Genomic DNA, 16642 nt, shown 5'->3' with positions numbered 1-16642 from the left:
GCGGCGCCCGTGGTCGTCTCCGGGAGCCCCCTGCTGTCCTCGTGCGCCCCGTCCTCGGGTCCCGCCGTCGGGGGAATCCGATGGCCGTGCGCCTCGGCGGGCGTCAGAATCGCCGCTCATGGAACCTGTCTCGCTCACCACCGAGCGTCTGCTGATCCGCCCGCACGACGCGCGGGACGAGGACGCGCTCCTCGCCGCCTGCCAGGACCCCGAGATCGGGCGGTGGACGGACTTCCCCGTGCCCTACGAACGCCGGCACGCGGCCTTCTACCTACGGGCGCTGGTACCGCGGGGCTGGCGCGACGACACGATGTACCACTTCGCGGTGGAGCGGCGGGGCGACGGCGACGGCATCCTGCTGGCGTCCGTCAACGTGCACCGGCAGGGCGACGTCTGGGGGGTCGGGTACTGGACGGTCGCGGAGCACCGGGGCCGGGGCTACGCGACCGAGGCGGTCGGCGCTCTGGCCCGCTGGGCGTTCACCGAGCTGGGCGTGCAGCGTCTGGAGTGGCGGGCGGAGGCGGGCAACCGGGGCTCGTGGGCGGTGGCCCGGAAGGCCGGCTTCGTCTGGGAGGGAGCCATGCGGGCCGCGCAGACGGGCCGGGGAGGGCTGCGGGACACCTGGATCGGGGCGCTGCTGCCCGGCGACCTGGGCCTGCCGTTCGCGCTGCCGTACCGTCCCGCGGCCGACGATCTCCAGATGTCCCAGGGGTGAGGCCGGTCCCGGCGACCGGTGGAAATCGGTGAAGCCCCCGCGGGGACCCCGCGGGGGCTTCACCGGTGGTGCAGGAGGACCGGGCTAGTTCGGCGCGTCCTCGCGGCGGACCGAGAGCAGGTCCTCCAACTGTTCCTCGCGCGCCTGGGCGGCCACGAAGAGGAGTTCGTCGCCCGCCTCCAGGGAGTCCTCCTGGGAGGGGGTGAGCACCCGGGTGCCCCGGATGATCGTGACCAGGGAGGTGTCCTGGGGCCACTCCACGTCACCCACCTGCGTGCCGGCGAGGGCCGACTCCGGCGGGAGGGTCAGTTCGACCAGGTTCGCGTCCCCGTGGCTGAAGCGCAGCAGGCGGACCAGGTCGCCGACGCTCACCGCCTCCTCCACGAGGGCGGACATGAGGCGCGGGGTGGAGACGGCGACGTCGACGCCCCAGGCCTCGTTGAACAGCCACTCGTTCTTCGGGTTGTTGACACGGGCGACGACGCGCGGAACGCCGTACTCCGTCTTGGCGAGCAGTGAGACGACCAGGTTGACCTTGTCGTCACCGGTGGCCGCGATGACCACGTTGCAGCGTTGCAGTGCCGCCTCGTCCAGGGAGGTGATCTCGCAGGCGTCGGCGAGCAGCCACTCCGCCTGCGGGACGCGCTCGACCGAGATGGCGGTCGGCGCCTTGTCGATCAGCAGGATCTCGTGGCCGTTCTCCAGGAGCTCGCCCGCGATCGAGCGGCCCACGGCGCCGGCACCGGCAATGGCGACCCTCATCAGTGACCGCTCTCCTCTTCGGGGCCCTCGGCGAACGACGCCTCGACCTTCTCGACGTCGTCCGTGCGCATCATCACGTGCACGAGGTCGCCCTCCTGCAGCACCGTCTGCGAGGTGGGCAGGATCGCCTCGCCGAGCCGGGTCAGGAACGCCACCCGCACGCCGGTCTCGTCCTGGAGGCGGCTGATCTTGTGGCCGACCCAGGAGGCGGAGGCGTGCACCTCGGCCAGCTGCACCCCACCGGTGGGATCGCGCCACAGCGGCTCGGCGCCGGACGGCAGCAGGCGGCGCAGCATCTGGTCGGCCGTCCAGCGGACGGTGGCGACGGTCGGGATGCCCAGGCGCTGGTAGACCTCGGCCCGGCGCGGGTCGTAGATGCGCGCCGCGACGTTCTCGATGCCGAACATCTCCCGGGCGACCCGGGCGGCGATGATGTTCGAGTTGTCCCCGCTGGACACGGCGGCGAAGGCGCCGGCCTCCTCGATGCCCGCCTCGCGCAGGGTGTCCTGGTCGAAGCCGACCCCGGTGACACGACGGCCGCCGAAACCGGAGCCGAGTCGTCGGAAGGCGGTGGGGTCCTGGTCGATCACCGCGACCGTGTGCCCCTGTTGCTCCAGGGTCTGGGCGAGAGCGGAACCCACTCTGCCGCAGCCCATGATGACGATGTGCACCTAGCCCAACCCCGCAGTCCTGGTCATCCCGCTGACCTGCGAAAACACCCTGCTCACTCTTTTCTCTCAGCCTGCCGGGCCATCTCGAGGCAACGGCATGCGGCGTTGCCGGGAACGAGCTTAAGGCGCAACCGCGGTCTTGCCCTCATCGATGCGTGGATCTCCTGCGCCGATCCCGCGCGGGGTCCCTCCGGCGTACGGCGCCCGGTCCGCCCGGCGTCCTACGCGCCGGGGTGCGACGGGCGGGGCGGCAGCCCGGGGGGCACCACCCAGGCCACGGGGGAGCGTGGCTGCCCCACGACGGCCCCGGACGCCGCCGCGGCCACCGGGGTCGCGCCGCCGGCCGAGGCGGCGGGGGAGGGGGCGAGGCCGGCCGGGGTGGGCGGAGCGGCCTGGGCGACTGGCAGGGCCGGGGCTGTCGGGGCGCCCTCGATCCGGTCGCCGGTCGTCTCGGCGGGAGTGATGTCGGGAGCGTCCATACCCCGGACAACGACCTGAACCGGCCAAGGGAACGGAGCCCCGGTCGCGCGCGAGGGCGCACGGGAGGGAAGGAGGGCGGGGAGGGGACGGGAGGCGAGGGGTGAGCGGCAGACGAGGGGGAGGGGGAGGGAGGGGGCGCTACGGAGAGGGGACCGCCGCGAGGGGACGGCGGAGGCAGGGGAGCGGAGGGGGCGCGGAGCGGGCGAGCGGAGGTGCGCGGGAGCTGAGGGAGCGCGGGAGCCGGGGCGCGGCGGAGGGTGCGCGGGAGCGGAGCGGGCCCGTGGGCCGGAGATCAGGGCCCGGTCATCTTTGGGAAAAGTTCAGGAAAAGAGACAAGAACCACAGGGTGAACGGAATCCGCCCCACCGGTCGCCGGGCTCAGCGCCGGCTGATGCTCCGCACGCTGACCAGGGTCAGGATTCCGAGGCCGACGAGTCCTGCGGCGGCGCCGATGAGCTGCGCGGTCGCGTGCATAGAACCTCCATAACGGGGCAAAAAGGGAACTTCGTCATATAGGCATGCGACCCTCGGATGTGCGGAATCCGCAACGGACCCCGTCCCCGTTTTCACTCGGAGAGCAGATGGCGAGGGGAACGTGAGGTGATGCGGGACGGCGGGTGGGCGACCCCCCGTTCGAACGCTTACGATCCTCTGCGTGTCCAAACTGACCGACGTGCCCAAACGGATCCTGATCGGGCGCGCACTGCGCAGTGATCGGCTCGGAGAGACGCTCCTGCCGAAGCGCATCGCACTCCCCGTCTTCGCTTCCGACCCGCTCTCCTCCGTGGCGTACGCGCCCGGCGAGGTGCTGCTGGTCCTTTCCATCGCGGGCGTGTCGGCCTACCACTTCAGCCCCTGGATCGCGGTCGCGGTCGTCGTGCTGATGTTCACGGTCGTGGCGTCGTACCGCCAGAACGTGCACGCGTACCCCAGCGGCGGCGGCGACTACGAGGTGGCCAACACCAACCTCGGCCCCCGGGCCGGCCTCACCGTCGCCAGCGCACTGCTCGTCGACTACGTCCTCACCGTCGCCGTGTCGATCACGTCGGGCATCGAGAACCTCGGCTCCGCCATCCCCTTCGTCGTCGAGCACAAGGTGCTGTGCGCCGTCGTCGTCATCGTGCTCCTCACGCTGATGAACCTGCGCGGGGTCAAGGAGTCCGGAAAGCTCTTCGCGATCCCGACGTACGTCTTCGTGGCGGGCGTCTTCATCATGATCGCGTGGGGCGCCTTCCGCGGGCTCGTCCTCAACGACACCATGCGGGCACCGACCGCCGACTACCACATCAAGGCCGAGCACCAGGGGCTCGCGGGCTTCGCGCTCGTCTTCCTGCTGCTGCGCGCCTTCTCCTCCGGGTGCGCCGCGCTGACCGGCGTCGAGGCCATCTCCAACGGCGTCCCCGCCTTCCGCAAACCGAAGTCGAAGAACGCGGCGTCCACCCTGGCCGCGATGGGCCTGCTCGCCGTCACCATGTTCTGCGGCATCATCGCGCTGGCCATGACGACCAAGGTCCGGATGGCCGAGAACCCGGCCACCGACCTGATCCACCACGGTGTCCCGATCGGCTCCGGCTACGTCCAGAACCCGGTGATCTCCCAGGTGGCCGAGGCCGTCTTCGGCAAGGGCAGCTTCCTGTTCATCGTGCTGGCGGCGGCCACCGCGCTGGTCCTGTTCCTCGCGGCGAACACCGCGTACAACGGCTTCCCGCTGCTCGGCTCGATCCTCGCCCAGGACCGCTACCTCCCGCGCCAGCTGCACACCCGCGGCGACCGCCTCGCCTTCTCCAACGGCATCGTGCTGCTCGCGGGCGCCGCGACCCTGCTCGTGGTCATCTACGGAGCGGACTCGACGCGGCTCATCCAGCTCTACATCGTCGGCGTCTTCGTCTCCTTCACGCTGAGCCAGACCGGCATGGTCCGGCACTGGAACCGCCACCTGCGCACCGAGCAGGACCCGGCCAAGCGCAGCCACATGATCCGCTCCCGGGCCATCAACACCTTCGGAGCCTTCTTCACCGGCCTGGTGCTGGTCGTCGTCCTGGTCACCAAGTTCACCCACGGCGCCTGGGTCGCCCTGCTCGGCATGGTGATCTTCTACGCGACGATGAGCGCGATCCGTAAGCACTACGACCGGGTCGCCGAGGAGATCGCCGCCCCCGAGGGCCCCTCCGACGACAGCGTGCGGCCCTCCCGGGTCCACTCCGTCGTCCTGATCTCCAAGATCCACCGGCCGACCCTGCGCGCCCTCGCCTACGCCAAGCTGATGCGCTCCGACACCCTCGAAGCGCTCAGCGTCAACGTCGACCCGGCCGAGACCAAGGCGCTGCGCGAGGAGTGGGAACGCCGCGGCATCACCGTGCCGCTGAAGGTCCTCGACTCCCCGTACCGCGAGATCACCCGGCCGGTCATCGAGTACGTGAAGGGACTGCGCCGGGAATCCCCGCGCGACGCCGTCTCCGTCATCATCCCCGAGTACGTGGTCGGTCACTGGTACGAGCATCTGCTGCACAACCAGAGCGCGCTGCGCCTCAAGGGCCGGCTGCTGTTCACGCCCGGCGTGATGGTGACCTCCGTGCCCTACCAGCTGGAGTCCTCCGAGGCCGCCAAGCAGCGGGCCCGCAGGCGCCAGGACTGGAACGCCCCGGGCGCGGTGCGCCGGGGTCCGGCGGAGGAGCGGCCGAAGGAGTCCACGACCCCCAAGGGCTGACGCTCTCGTGTCGAACGGCCGGGCACCGTCCACGTAGACTGGTGGGCTGTTGTCCGGCCGCTCCCGCCCACGGGCCCGGCCGGGACACCTGTTCGCATCCTCCCTCTCACCCCTCTTTCGCACCTGGAGTCACCCCGCCATGCAGGCAGAACCGAAGAAGTCGCTGGTGGGGGACGAGTACGAGGTGGAGATCGGCCCCGTCGCGCACGGCGGGCACTGCATCGCCCGTACGACCGAGGGCCAGGTCCTCTTCGTCCGGCACGCCCTGCCCGGTGAGCGCGTCGTCGCACGCGTGACGGAGGGCGAGGAGGGCGCGCGCTTCCTGCGGGCCGACGCCGTCGAGATCCTGGAGGCCTCGAAGGACCGCGTCGAGGCGCCCTGCCCGTACGCCGGCCCCGGCCGCTGCGGAGGCTGTGACTGGCAGCACGCCAAGCCGGGCGCGCAGCGCCGCCTCAAGGGCGAGGTCGTCGCCGAACAGCTGCAGCGTCTCGCGGGGCTCACCCCCGAGGAGGCCGGCTGGGACGGCACCGTGATGCCCGCCGAGGGCGACAAGCTGCCGGCCGGCGAGGTCCCGGCCTGGCGCACCCGCGTCCAGTACGCCGTCGACGCGGACGGCAACGCCGGACTGCGCCGCCACCGCTCGCACGAGGTCGAGCCCGTCGAGCACTGCATGATCGCGGCACCGGGCGTCAGCGAGCTGGGCATCGAGAACCGTGACTGGTCCGGCATGGAGTCCGTCGACGTGATCGCCGCGACCGGATCCCAGGACCGCATGGTCATCCTGGAGCCCCGGCCCGGAGCCCGCCTGCCCCTGGTCGAACTCGACCGGCCCGTCTCGGTCATGCGCGTCGAGGAGAAGGACGGCGGCATCCACCGCGTGCACGGCCGCGCGTTCGTGCGCGAGCGGGCCGACGGCCGTACCTACCGGGTGGGCAGCGGCGGTTTCTGGCAGGTCCACCCGATGGCCGCCGACACCCTCGTGAAGGCCGTCATGCAGGGTCTGCTGCCGCGCAAGGGCGACATGGCCCTCGACCTGTACTGCGGCGTCGGCCTCTTCGCCGGCGCCCTCGCCGACCGCCTGGGCGACAAGGGCGCGGTCCTCGGCATCGAGTCCGGCAAGCGCGCGGTCGAGGACGCCCGTCACAACCTCGCCGCCTTCGACCGCGTCCGCATCGAGCAGGGCAAGGTCGAGGCGGTCCTCCCGCGCACCGGCATCACCGAGGTCGACCTCATCGTCCTCGACCCGCCCCGAGCGGGCGCCGGCAAGAAGACGGTCGAGCAGCTGTCGGCCCTGGGCGCCCGCCGCATCGCCTACGTGGCCTGCGACCCGGCGGCCCTCGCCCGCGACCTGGCCTACTTCCGCGACGGCGGATACAAGGTGCGGACGCTGCGGGCGTTCGATCTGTTCCCGATGACGCATCACGTGGAGTGCGTGGCGATTCTGGAGCCGGTGGCCAAGGGGGCCTGACCTGCCGAGCCGCAGTCTCTCCGACTCGGCCGACGGCACCGGTGGACCGGCTACGGGTTCGTCGCGGACCAGGTGAAGCGCCTGGTTACAGGGACACCGCCTGCTCGGAACCCGTCGCATGCTTCGTCGGCTCAGCCGCTGCAGTGACCAGTTCCCCTCCGTGCGCGTCACTTCATGTCGATGGCGCCAGGGGGTAGTTGGCGGTTGCCGAGCCCGCGCTCGATGACCGAATCCGGACCGATTCCGGCACGCGCGGCCTGGGCAAGCGGTGGTTAGATGTTCGGCGTTCACCACGTTCGTGACCGGCGACCCCAACCCCCGTACGTCATCGAGCGGTTCTGGTGGGCTGAGGAACCATGCCGCGCACAGGGGCCATGATGGCTTGCAGTCCAGGTGTCGCCGACGACCGCAACCGCGGTGGAGGACCAAGAGCGCGGGGTTGCTCTCCGCGGCCGGCCGCCTGCTGTGGGACGACGAGATCTCCGGAACGATCTGGTGTGACAGCCGGGATGTGACAGAAGGTTCACCGCCCAGGTTCTCCGATGGCCACGGGGAGCAACAGCTGGAAATGCGCGCCCCGCAACACGGGGTGGGCCAGGGCGCGCGCTCGGACGCTGAGGTCGCCGTCGACTTTGCGAGCCAGCCGTCGCGCGATGTGCAGACCGTGGCCCCGGTCCGGGCCCCGGGTGGACTCGCCGTCGCGGAACACTCGGTACTCGGAGCCCTCCGGGTACGGCAGACCCTTCCCGCTGTCCTGGATGTCTACGACGAACTCCGTGCCCGCCGGGGTGACCGTCGCCCGGACGATTTGTTCGCCGTTGTCCTCCGCAGCCTCAGCCGCATTGGTGAGCACCTCGTACAGGATTACCCGGAGTCCGGCAGGGGAGATGGCCACCGGGGCGCTGTCCGGGCCGTGGACATCTAGTGTCACCTGCGGGTAGTGAGCGGTGAAGGACTCCCGCATCTCCAGAAGGGTCGCCGCGAGATCGCTGTCGCCGTCCACCGGGACTGCAGACGGAGGCTCACCCGTCATGGCGGCCAGGCCCCGGGACGCCGCCAGTAGTTCCTCGACGGGGGCGGCTGCGGTCGCGGCCAGTTCCTCGTACCTTCGCAGTTCCGGGCGCAGGAGATGCCGGTACAGCCGCCAGTCGCCGGGTCGGAGGACCTCACCGAGGCCGGCCCGAGACGATGCGCTCTCCTCCGCCAGTTGGAGGAGCGCCTTCTGCAGTCGGCGGTCGGCGTCGCCACCTAGGATGAGCAGGACTCCGCAGCGGTGAAAACGTACCTCGCCGCTGGTTGCTCCGACCACCAGCGGCAGCGCCGCCAACTGGGCCAGACCCTGCCGGATCTCTGGCTCGAGGTCGTCGTCGGGCATATCGCCACCGGCGACAGATGCCGCACACAGCAGAATCTCGTCGAGCGTGACCGGCTGCCCCGGAACGGCGGCGGAAAGGGCGGCCCAGAAGGCGACCCGGGCACCCGGAGAGTCGGCGATTGGGGTGAGGGCCGCACTTTCGAGGGTTCGGGCGAATGACGGATCCCGGGCCCAGTCCCGTACGACGCCGTAGGCATCGAGCTCCGACCGCACCGCAGCCTTGGGGAGCGCCAGGAACTCCAGAAACAGATGGAGCAGCGCCAAGTCAGGGCCAGCCTGGAACAGCAGGGCGTCGGCCGTCGTCAGATCGCCCAATCCGGCAAGATCGACGATCCAGCGCAGGACATGCCACCGTTCGCCGGGCTCGTTGCCGAGAAGGGCCTCTAGCGATGTGGCCGAACCTCCGGTGAAGACGTCGAGGGGCCACTGCCGCCCCAGCACCCTGAGTACTTGAATGGGTACCCGCGAGCTCAGGGTGACCAGCTCGACGAGGTGCCCCAGGTCGAGTACTGCGCAGGTGGTTCGCTCGGACGAGTCGGACGCCTGTAGTGAGTGGCCCACCGCGATATAGGGCTGGCGCAGGTCGAGGTCCGGGTACTCCTTCGCCTCCGGAGCGGCGACGAAGAGCTCCACACTTCCGGTGGGCCGGAACCGTGCTGTCTCCGCCGCGGCGAACACCCCCGTGATCGTCGTGAGATATCCGCCCTCGACGCGGTGCACCGCCGGTGCCGGACGGTCCTGCCCGCTCAGGAACCGGGTGAGCGCGCAAGCGAACTGGGCGGCTGTCGATTCGTTGTTGTTGCCGAGCGCGTCGAAGGCCTCCAACAACTCCTGACCCTGCTCGTCCACAGGTTTCCAGCGGACGTAACCCGTGGGCCTGAGGAGCGGGTTGAGATGCCACCGAAGAATCTCATGAGGAGTCTCTGCCGACCTTGCCCAGCCACGCAGCGGCGGTACGCCCTCCGGGCCTGGGCGTGAAATGGCGCCATCGGTGAGCATCAGTTCCACGGCGCGTAGATGACCGGTCTTCAGGAGCGCGGCGACAGTGCTCCCGAGGTCCGTCTCCCCGTCCTGTACGACCGATTTTTCGTACCGCTGCCGCAAACTGTCCCGCTTTTCGTCCAGGGCGCGCTCAAGCACTTGCTCTTCGACCAGCAGACGCTCCTCCACCCGCGACCACGATCGCGTACACAGCGCAGTGAGCGCGTCCTGCTCCGGTACGACGGCCACATCGGCTGCGCTAGCCCGGTCCACAAGACGCTGCACCCGTCCAAGAAGGCTTTGCAGACACTCGGCCCTGCGGCGACTCAGCCGCTTTCGCAGATCCTCGATCTGGGAGGTCTCCAGCGCACGGCACTCCGAGATCGCCTCCTCGGCGACCAGGAACTCACCGTCCGAGATCAGCCCCGCACAGGCCCGGTACTCGTCGTGATCCGCGGCGATGCCCTCCAAACCTGCGAGGGCCAGTTGCTCCAATGAGGCAAGCTGCCCATCGGAGAAAGCCAGCATTAGGCCCGGAAAACGGAACCGCCCTGGCCACTCGGCTAGGAGCCCGCGCAGGGGGTCGTCGGTGTCGGTCATCGGTGTTCGGTCCTCCTTCGGCGCTGCGACCGCTGCCACCGGGCAAGCGGGTCGAGCCGTTCCAGCAAGCCCAGCAGCGGTGATGCGTGAGGGCGGCCAAGGCCGTTGGCGTCGCTGAACAGTGCGTCCCATCTGTCTGCGATCAGTTCCGTCAGTTCCGCGCAGGCGGTCACTTCAGGGGCAGTCGTGACAGCGGGACCCGATCCGTTCGGCATCGGAGCAATGGACCGGGCCTGGCGAACGATCTCCTCGATGCTCTGGAGGAAGGTCCGCTGGTTGCCCCACTGGATCTCGGGCCGTCCACCGTCGGCCACGATCTGGTTCAGATGACGGCGGACATGAACGGGCAATGAGTCCTGCATTCGAGCGCAGTCCTCGGCACCGCCTCGCGCCGCGGCCCGAATCGCCGTCAGCATCCCGCCCCTTGAGAACAGCTCCCGGTGCAGGAACTTGCCGGAATCGAAGGTGAAGCGATGCAATTGCTCCATCCGCTCGATCCGCTCGACCAATTCCTCCCACTGCTCGGCCGTCTCGCTGATCTCCGTCATGCGAGCGAGCTCGGAGGCGAGCAGAGCGAGCGGTACGGGCCCGTTGCCCGCTTCTCGGTGACGCTCGGCGGCCGCGGCCAGTTCCCGCCACGAGGCCGGCAGCGCTTCTCCGAGGAGCGCGAGCGCGTCGAGGCCGCCGTCGGGAACACTCTGCAGCAGCGTCTCCGCGAGGCCGGCCGCCGCGCCCACCGCCCGAGCGTGCGGCTCGCCGTAGGACAGCTCCAGGGCCGCCTCGGACAGGATCGGGCCCAGAGGTCCGGTCTCGATGGCCGCGGCCGCCGTACAGGCCGCCGGGTGCAGGGTCCCTTCGGCGCCTCGGAGCAGACTGCCCAGTAAGGCCGCCTCGACGAACGCGCGTCGGTCCCAGGCGTCTGCGACGAGCCAGTTCGCCCAGTGGCACCAGTTCTCGTCCCGGCTCTCCCGCTCCTGGAGCAGTGCTGCTGCGATCACCGGCCGCATGTCCTCGGGGCGGACATTGTCCCGCCATGCCTTCAGGACGCCCCAGAGGTCGTCGACCTGACGGAGACGTTCCGCGACGAGCGCCGCGTACCGTGCGCTGCCTCGCTCGGCACCGGCGTCGACCAGGAGAGACAGGGCGACGGCGGTGGCCCCGCTGAGCCGGCCGCCCGGTTCAGCGCTGGCATCCGAAGTCTCCGCCTCAGTGCGAAGTCCGGCGGGGACGCCTAGTTCGGCAGCGATCGCCGTGGCAGCGGCTGCGCCCCGGACATGTACACCGACGTGGCTTGTGCGCTCCGAAGGGCGCAGCGTGCGCTGCCGATCGCGCAACGGCGACAGACTGCTGATGATCGCCTCGTCGTCCCAGACGGCGGCTCGGGCCCCGGCCCGCTCGTCCCGGACCTTCAGACCACGACCGATCAGCTCTTTCAGTTGCGGCTGAGTCACCGCCCTCTCCTGGCCTCGTCCGGCCGGTCGGATCAGCTGGACCGCGACTCCGTGGTCCAGTCGGTCGCCGAGCGCCGAGAGGAACCGCTCGTCGGCCGACTGCGCGTCGGATCTGTCGTCCGCCAGAACCAGCCGACGGGTCGCACGGCGCAGGGCCTGCTGGACGAGGTCCCGGGGCGCACCGTCCTCCAGGATCTCGACGATCGGGTCACCCTCGGTGGCGAGGCGCAGCGCCCCGGCCAGTACCGAGTGATGTTCCACCCAGCTCTTCATCCACAGGGTCCGGACTGCGGCATCGTGGTGGAGTGTCTCGATGTGTGCTTCTTCTTCGCCAGGGGGCGACACTGCGGTCACGGGTTCAGAGCGCCGTCGTTCCGGTACGGGCCCGAAGGAGTCGTCCTGGATGAGGATGCGCTGACCGAGCTGCCAGTACGGGAAGGACTTTCGGGCCCAGATCAGTAGATCCGTGACGCACTGCGGAGTTCCTGCCGGACCGTCCTGCGAGGTGCCTTCGACGAGAATGCCCACCTCCCCCCGGTTGTCCCTGGTGACGTCGATACCGATAGGGCTGTGGGTGCCGACGAAGGCGCGCAGGTTGTCCTGGACGACCACACACGCGGCGGTCCGGGCGCTGTGGTCGGTCAGGAGCACCCTGGAGGGGTGGTGGGCCTCCAGGTCGAAGAGGGCCGTCCTGACCCGGCTGGGCAGCATGTCACTGTCCCGTCTGCCCCATAGGAAGACCAGGTGCACCCCGCGTGCCAGGGCTTTGCGGAGGTCAGGCAGCAGCCCGCTGAGCGCCGCGTAGCTGATGTCGGGGGCGGAGAAGACCAGTTGAGTCCTGGCGGATTGGATGAGGTCTTTGACCGTCCACTCGTGACCGGCGGCACGGGCCACTACGACGACGGAGGCCTTCGCCCTAACCGTCTCGGCGATGCGTGCGGAGAGCTGACGAGAGAGATCTGCGAGGAACTTCTGCCGCACACCGCACTGTTCGGGCTCGACATCCGCCAGGGCGTGGACCGCCTCGCCCATGCGCTGGAGCAGGCTCTCGGCGCTCGCGGGAGCGACGAGCTGGACACCGGCGCGTCCGCGCAGCGCCCGGACGAACTCGTGGTCCGGCTGCTGCTCGGCGAGGTCGGCCAGGTGGCGGCGCATCCGCTCACGGGCGCGGGAGTTCCACCCCGGCTGGTCCCGCTCCAGGAGCTGGGCCGAGATCCGCCCCGTGTCGGTGTCCAGGGCCACCTGCGCCTGCGCGCTCAGCCAGCGCAGCTCACTGGCGGGACGCAGTACCGGGCTGCGGAAGCCGACATCGAGGACGTTCTTCCGGAATCCTCTGCTGCGGCGATCGTCACGGATGGCGGTCTGGACCGCCATCAGCAGTTCGTCAGCAGGCAGGTCGGTCTCGCTGAGGACCTGGTGCAGTGGTACTCGCAGGCTGCCCACGGAGGGCCTTCGGGTACCGTGATCGGCGGGGAAGACCCGGCCGGTGACCGGTTCGAAGAGGAATTGGCGGTGCTCCTGCTTGGTGGCGCTGTCCTGTAGTGAGCCTCCCGAGGCGATGACCTCACGGGCCCCATCGGTCAGTTCCAGAGTGCCGTCGTGGAAATCGACCATGATGTGGCCCTTGCGCCACAGGCTGTGCACCACGTCGAGGACGATACGGCGAGGCAGCACGAAGAGGTCGGCCTGTTCCTCGACGGTGCTGCGGCCGGCCGCGATGGCCTTCGCGACCAGGTCCTCCAGCGTGGTCAGCCCGCCCTCGGGGCCGAGCAGCAGGGAGAGGGTGACTAGCCTGCAGGGAATGGCGAGTTCGACGTCCTGAGTCATGCTCACTCCCAATCGGCCACGCGGACGACCTTGCCGAACCGCTGCACGGTGTCCGTCACCACGCGCCAGTCATGGCCGCCGTGTTCGGCGAAGTGCTCCAGGCTTCCGACCATGACAAGCAGTCGTCGGGCCCGGGACATCAGCACATTGATGACCTCTGCTTGGCCGACGTGTCCGACGCTCTTCAGAACATCGCCCCTCCTTGTCGATCTGACGAGCGAGACGACGACCCGGTGGGCCTCACGTCCCTGGAACGAGTGGACCGTGTGCACCCGATTGCGCAGCGACCCGCGCTGTTTGAGCAACGCCACCTGGGCCGCGTACGGGGTGAGGACGGCGAGGCTGCCAGGTTCGTCGTGCAACGCCGGGTCGGACGGAGCCGGGTGCATGTCGCTGACGAGCCGGTCCACCAGGTCGACCTCGCCGATGTTGGTCCAGTACCCCTCATCGGCGCAGCCTGGCTGGCCCGTGGTATCGAGCCACACCAGCGGGTGACCCTCCAGGAACCAGGGGGCCCGGACGCCGTGCGGTTCGTCCGCCCCAGCATGCGTGGTGAGGAAACTGTTCGGTAGCCCCAGGTCGGGATCCCTCTCGATGGGGACTTTCGGATAGAAGGCGCGGCCGGCCGGTTCGGCGATGGTCCGGTGCATCCGGAACTGCTTGTCCAGGCTGCCCAGCGGTGGGACCTGCCGACTCCGGGCGGGCCGCTCCCGTCTGGTGCGGAACAGCTGTCCGAAGAGGCTGAGCACCTCCAAGTAGCTGTCACGGGCGTCGTAGTGGCGCTTCACGTCGGGATCCGGGTGACTGTGCAGGCTGTGCAGGAAGGTTCTTACGTCGCTCTCCCGGTGGGGGCCGAGCTGCCGGTGGTCACCGATGAGGGTCCAGCGGACCCCGAGCACCAGAGGTGTCACGACTTCCGTCGGCCAGGCCTTGGCAGCCTCCTCCAGAAGTACCCAGTCGAACAGGTCCGAGGGGTCGCGGACGGTGTCGGTGATGGTGGCGGCCATGGAACAGGTGGCCAGGACGATGTTGGCGCCCGCTTTGATCCGGTCCGAGATCTCCACCTGGTCGGGCACGACCCGCTCGCGCCATTCCTGGGCGAGAGCCGCCTCGCTCGGAGTCACGTCCTTCAGAGCACCGGCGTGGCCGGGCCCGCCGCCCAGTGTCCGTTCGATGTTGCTGACAACCTGCCGAGTCAGCTCCTCGAGGGTGTGCCGGTGCAGCCGCGGGTCCACCTTGTCGATCCCGCCGACCTGTGGCATCTCCCGGAGCATCAGGATCTGTCCCTTGTCGATGCCGTCGCTGAGTTCCTCGGCCAGCCGGATGCCGAGGTTGTCAAGGGCGAAGTTCGACTGGGCGCTCACCAGGATGCGAGCACCCTTCTCCAAGCGGAGGTAGCGGCTGACGGCATGTGTGGCGACAGTGGTCTTTCCGGTGCCTGGTGGACCCTGCAGGGCGTAGAAGGGGTGCAGCGAGAGCATCTCCCGGATCACGCTGGGGGCGTTGCCCTCCAGACCGCTGTCGTCGACGTCGTTGTAGCGTCCGCGGCCGAGGTCGAAGGAGAGCGGTTCGCGCAGGGCCCGGATGAGGCCGGGCAGATTGCGCAGGGAGTGCCGGGCCCGGGCCTGACGGCCGAGCTGAATGTCGGATCCGGAGTCGGTGGAGGGCCGCAGCCAGCCCGACGGGGGGATCGCTCCGCCGCCGATCCGGCGTACCTCGACCGAGTACGGGTCGAGCCGCCGCACAACTTTGACTTGTATGCGGTCTCTGCCGAAATGCGGCCGGGCGGGCGTTCCCACCACGTCCAGCCTGATGAACTCCTCCTCTTCTGAGCCGAGATCAGCAACGAAGTCACCGAGATGCGGGCGGCGGACGGGATCCATGGAGTACGCGGTGAGCAGAGCGCTGCGGTGCTTGCGTTCGTCGTCGCGCTGCTGGTTGTACGTCAGGACCGCGGTGCTCTGGGGAGTGTCGTTCACCGGTGCACCTCCAGCTGCCGGCTCGGACCGGACGAACGGGTACTTCCGGGCGTTGAGTTCGACGGCCTGGTAGTCGATGAGGAAGTCGAGGGCCTTGAGGAACTCTTCGTCCTTGGGGTCCCTGCTCCGGACTCCGACCGACACGGAGTCGGTGAGCTGGGTCCATGAGGGGCGGCCGGCGCGGTGGTGAGACATGTCCTGTCCGGTCCGGTAGGCCACGAGCTCGATCCGGGACAGGCGGCGCCGCGGATGCGCGTTGACGAGCTCCTGGGCGTAGTCGCGGTCCTTGAGGTACTTGATGACCAGCATGTCGTCGCAGACCCGCTGGCGGTCGCGGTACGCCGGGTTCTCGATGAAATACGCGCAGAACCAGACCGCGCTCTCGCCGATCAGGATCCACTCCGCCTCCCGGAGCGTCTCCTCACGTGCGCCCGTCGCGTAGCCGAAGGCGCCATTCGGCGAGCGGACCAGCTCCGCCTGGCGGAGCTCCTTCTCGAAGAAGGCCTTCAACTCCTCGCGGCCCGCGGCGTCATCAGGGCTGCGGGAGATCCAGTTGCGCTGCTTGTAGATCGTCTCGACGGACTCGTCCGGCATGAAGGCGACGAGATGCGGGCGCTGGTTCTCGTTCTTGTCCTCCCAGACACCGCAGACGGCCTCCCAGCCTTGCTCGATGCGGCGGGCCGCGCCGTACGAGGTGATACGGGACTTGGGGGCCGGTTCCAGCATGCTGCGGATCACCCGGGCGAGCGCGTCGGGGAGTTTGGGCCGGTTGGCTAGATGGCTGCGCATCGCCCGGTGCAGTTTGTTCAGGGCCGCGCGCAGTCCGGTGTCGTCGGCGGCGGCGACGGCCGCGTACTCGGCGGGGACGCAGCTGTGGATCGGACCGCAGAACAGCTCGAAGCCGAGGACGCCGAGACCGAACACGTCCGTGGTGTCCCAGTCACGCCGGGACGAAGGTGCGCCCTCGAAGAGGGAGGCGTGGGTCTCGGGAGCCAGATAGGCGAGGTGACGGGCCAGCTCCACGTTCTCGGGAGGCGTGAGATAGAGCTGCCGGATGCTCTGCTGGGCCTCGTCGGCCTGTGTGGAACTGCCCATGGCACGCAGTAGATTTCCGATCAGCGTACTCATCTCGAAGCGTTCCAGGCTCAGCGCCAGGTGCTCGGCGGCGTCGCTGTGGGGTGGCGTACGGATGCGCAGTGCGCCGAGGGTCAGATTGCGGTGAAGGATCCCGGAGCCGTGCAGCTGGCTCAAGGCGTCGACGAGCACACTGAACTGCTCGAAAGCGGCGATCTGGTGCTCCTGGGCCCAAGACACGGCCCAGTCGATGTCGAGCGGGTCGCCGTTCTCCTTGGTCATCGTGAACGCGATGCTCTCGGTCGCGTCGAAGCTGCCGTCGGCGATCTCGGGGAGGGCGGGGTGGTTGAGCGCCTGGAGCCGCAACAGACTGCGGACCTCATGTTCCCAGAGCTCACCCGCGAATTCGTGGATGTCGGCGAAGAGCGACATCTCGAAGGTCTCGTACTCGTCCCCGGGTGTCTGCATACGAACCCGCATCAACCGGTCCTTCAGAACCACGACCGGTTCGTTGAGCCTCTCGTACGGTCCGTAAGAGGCCGTGGCCCTGCG

The 16642-nt window shown here is 69.4% G+C and carries 9 protein-coding genes; 3 read left to right on the top strand and 6 right to left on the bottom strand.

What is annotated here, in order from left to right; genetic code table 11:
• Positions 1-118 precede the first annotated feature (118 nt).
• On the top strand, positions 119-715 hold the full coding sequence (locus OG776_RS13255) for a GNAT family N-acetyltransferase (RefSeq protein ID WP_148010916.1): 597 nt from the start codon (positions 119-121) through the stop codon (positions 713-715).
• 84 nt (positions 716-799) lie between these two features.
• Here OG776_RS13255 and OG776_RS13250 read toward each other — a convergent pair whose 3' ends face one another.
• The 3 genes from OG776_RS13250 to OG776_RS13240 form a co-directional block, all read right to left on the bottom strand.
• Positions 800-1477 carry a potassium channel family protein gene (locus OG776_RS13250; protein ID WP_148010917.1) on the bottom strand — a complete coding sequence of 226 codons (678 nt, stop codon included), beginning with the start codon at positions 1475-1477 and terminating at the stop codon, positions 800-802.
• Entirely contained in the window at positions 1477-2148 is a 672-nt protein-coding gene (locus tag OG776_RS13245; RefSeq protein WP_148010918.1) for a potassium channel family protein, read from the bottom strand. The genes OG776_RS13250 and OG776_RS13245 overlap by 1 nt, the downstream gene beginning before the upstream one ends.
• 221 nt (positions 2149-2369) lie before the next feature.
• Positions 2370-2627 carry a hypothetical protein gene (locus OG776_RS13240; RefSeq protein WP_329320782.1) on the bottom strand — a complete coding sequence of 86 codons (258 nt, stop codon included), beginning with the start codon at positions 2625-2627 and terminating at the stop codon, positions 2370-2372.
• A 656-nt stretch (positions 2628-3283) separates the two neighbouring features.
• Between OG776_RS13240 and OG776_RS13235 the strand changes: the two genes are divergently transcribed.
• Together OG776_RS13235 and OG776_RS13230 are read left to right on the top strand one after the other, a co-directional pair.
• Positions 3284-5335 (top strand): APC family permease, encoded by a 2052-nt coding sequence (locus tag OG776_RS13235; protein ID WP_148010919.1) that lies wholly within the window; start codon positions 3284-3286, stop codon positions 5333-5335.
• Positions 5336-5474: 139 nt separating this feature from the next.
• A complete protein-coding gene (locus tag OG776_RS13230) occupies positions 5475-6803 on the top strand; it encodes a class I SAM-dependent RNA methyltransferase (protein WP_329320779.1) in 1329 nt (442 codons plus the stop codon).
• Between the two features lie 523 nt (positions 6804-7326).
• On the opposite strand, the gene OG776_RS13225 is transcribed toward OG776_RS13230, so the two are convergent.
• The 3 genes from OG776_RS13225 to OG776_RS13215 are packed head-to-tail and all read right to left on the bottom strand — an operon-like array spanning position 7327 to position 16570.
• Positions 7327-9759: an ATP-binding protein gene (locus tag OG776_RS13225; protein ID WP_187285720.1), complete on the bottom strand. Its 2433-nt coding sequence runs from the start codon at positions 9757-9759 to the stop codon at positions 7327-7329.
• A complete protein-coding gene (locus OG776_RS13220) occupies positions 9756-13037 on the bottom strand; it encodes a hypothetical protein (RefSeq protein WP_329320776.1) in 3282 nt (1093 codons plus the stop codon). The genes OG776_RS13225 and OG776_RS13220 overlap by 4 nt, the downstream gene beginning before the upstream one ends.
• Before the next feature lie 2 nt (positions 13038-13039).
• Positions 13040-16570 (bottom strand): AAA domain-containing protein, encoded by a 3531-nt coding sequence (locus OG776_RS13215; protein ID WP_148010922.1) that lies wholly within the window; start codon positions 16568-16570, stop codon positions 13040-13042.
• Positions 16571-16642: the final 72 nt, after the last annotated feature.

Origin of the sequence: Streptomyces sp. NBC_01689, assembly GCF_036250675.1 — a bacterium.
Taxonomy (GTDB): domain Bacteria; phylum Actinomycetota; class Actinomycetes; order Streptomycetales; family Streptomycetaceae; genus Streptomyces.
The sequence above is the reverse complement of the archived record's forward strand: the minus strand, read 5'-3'. Positions and strand labels throughout refer to the sequence as shown.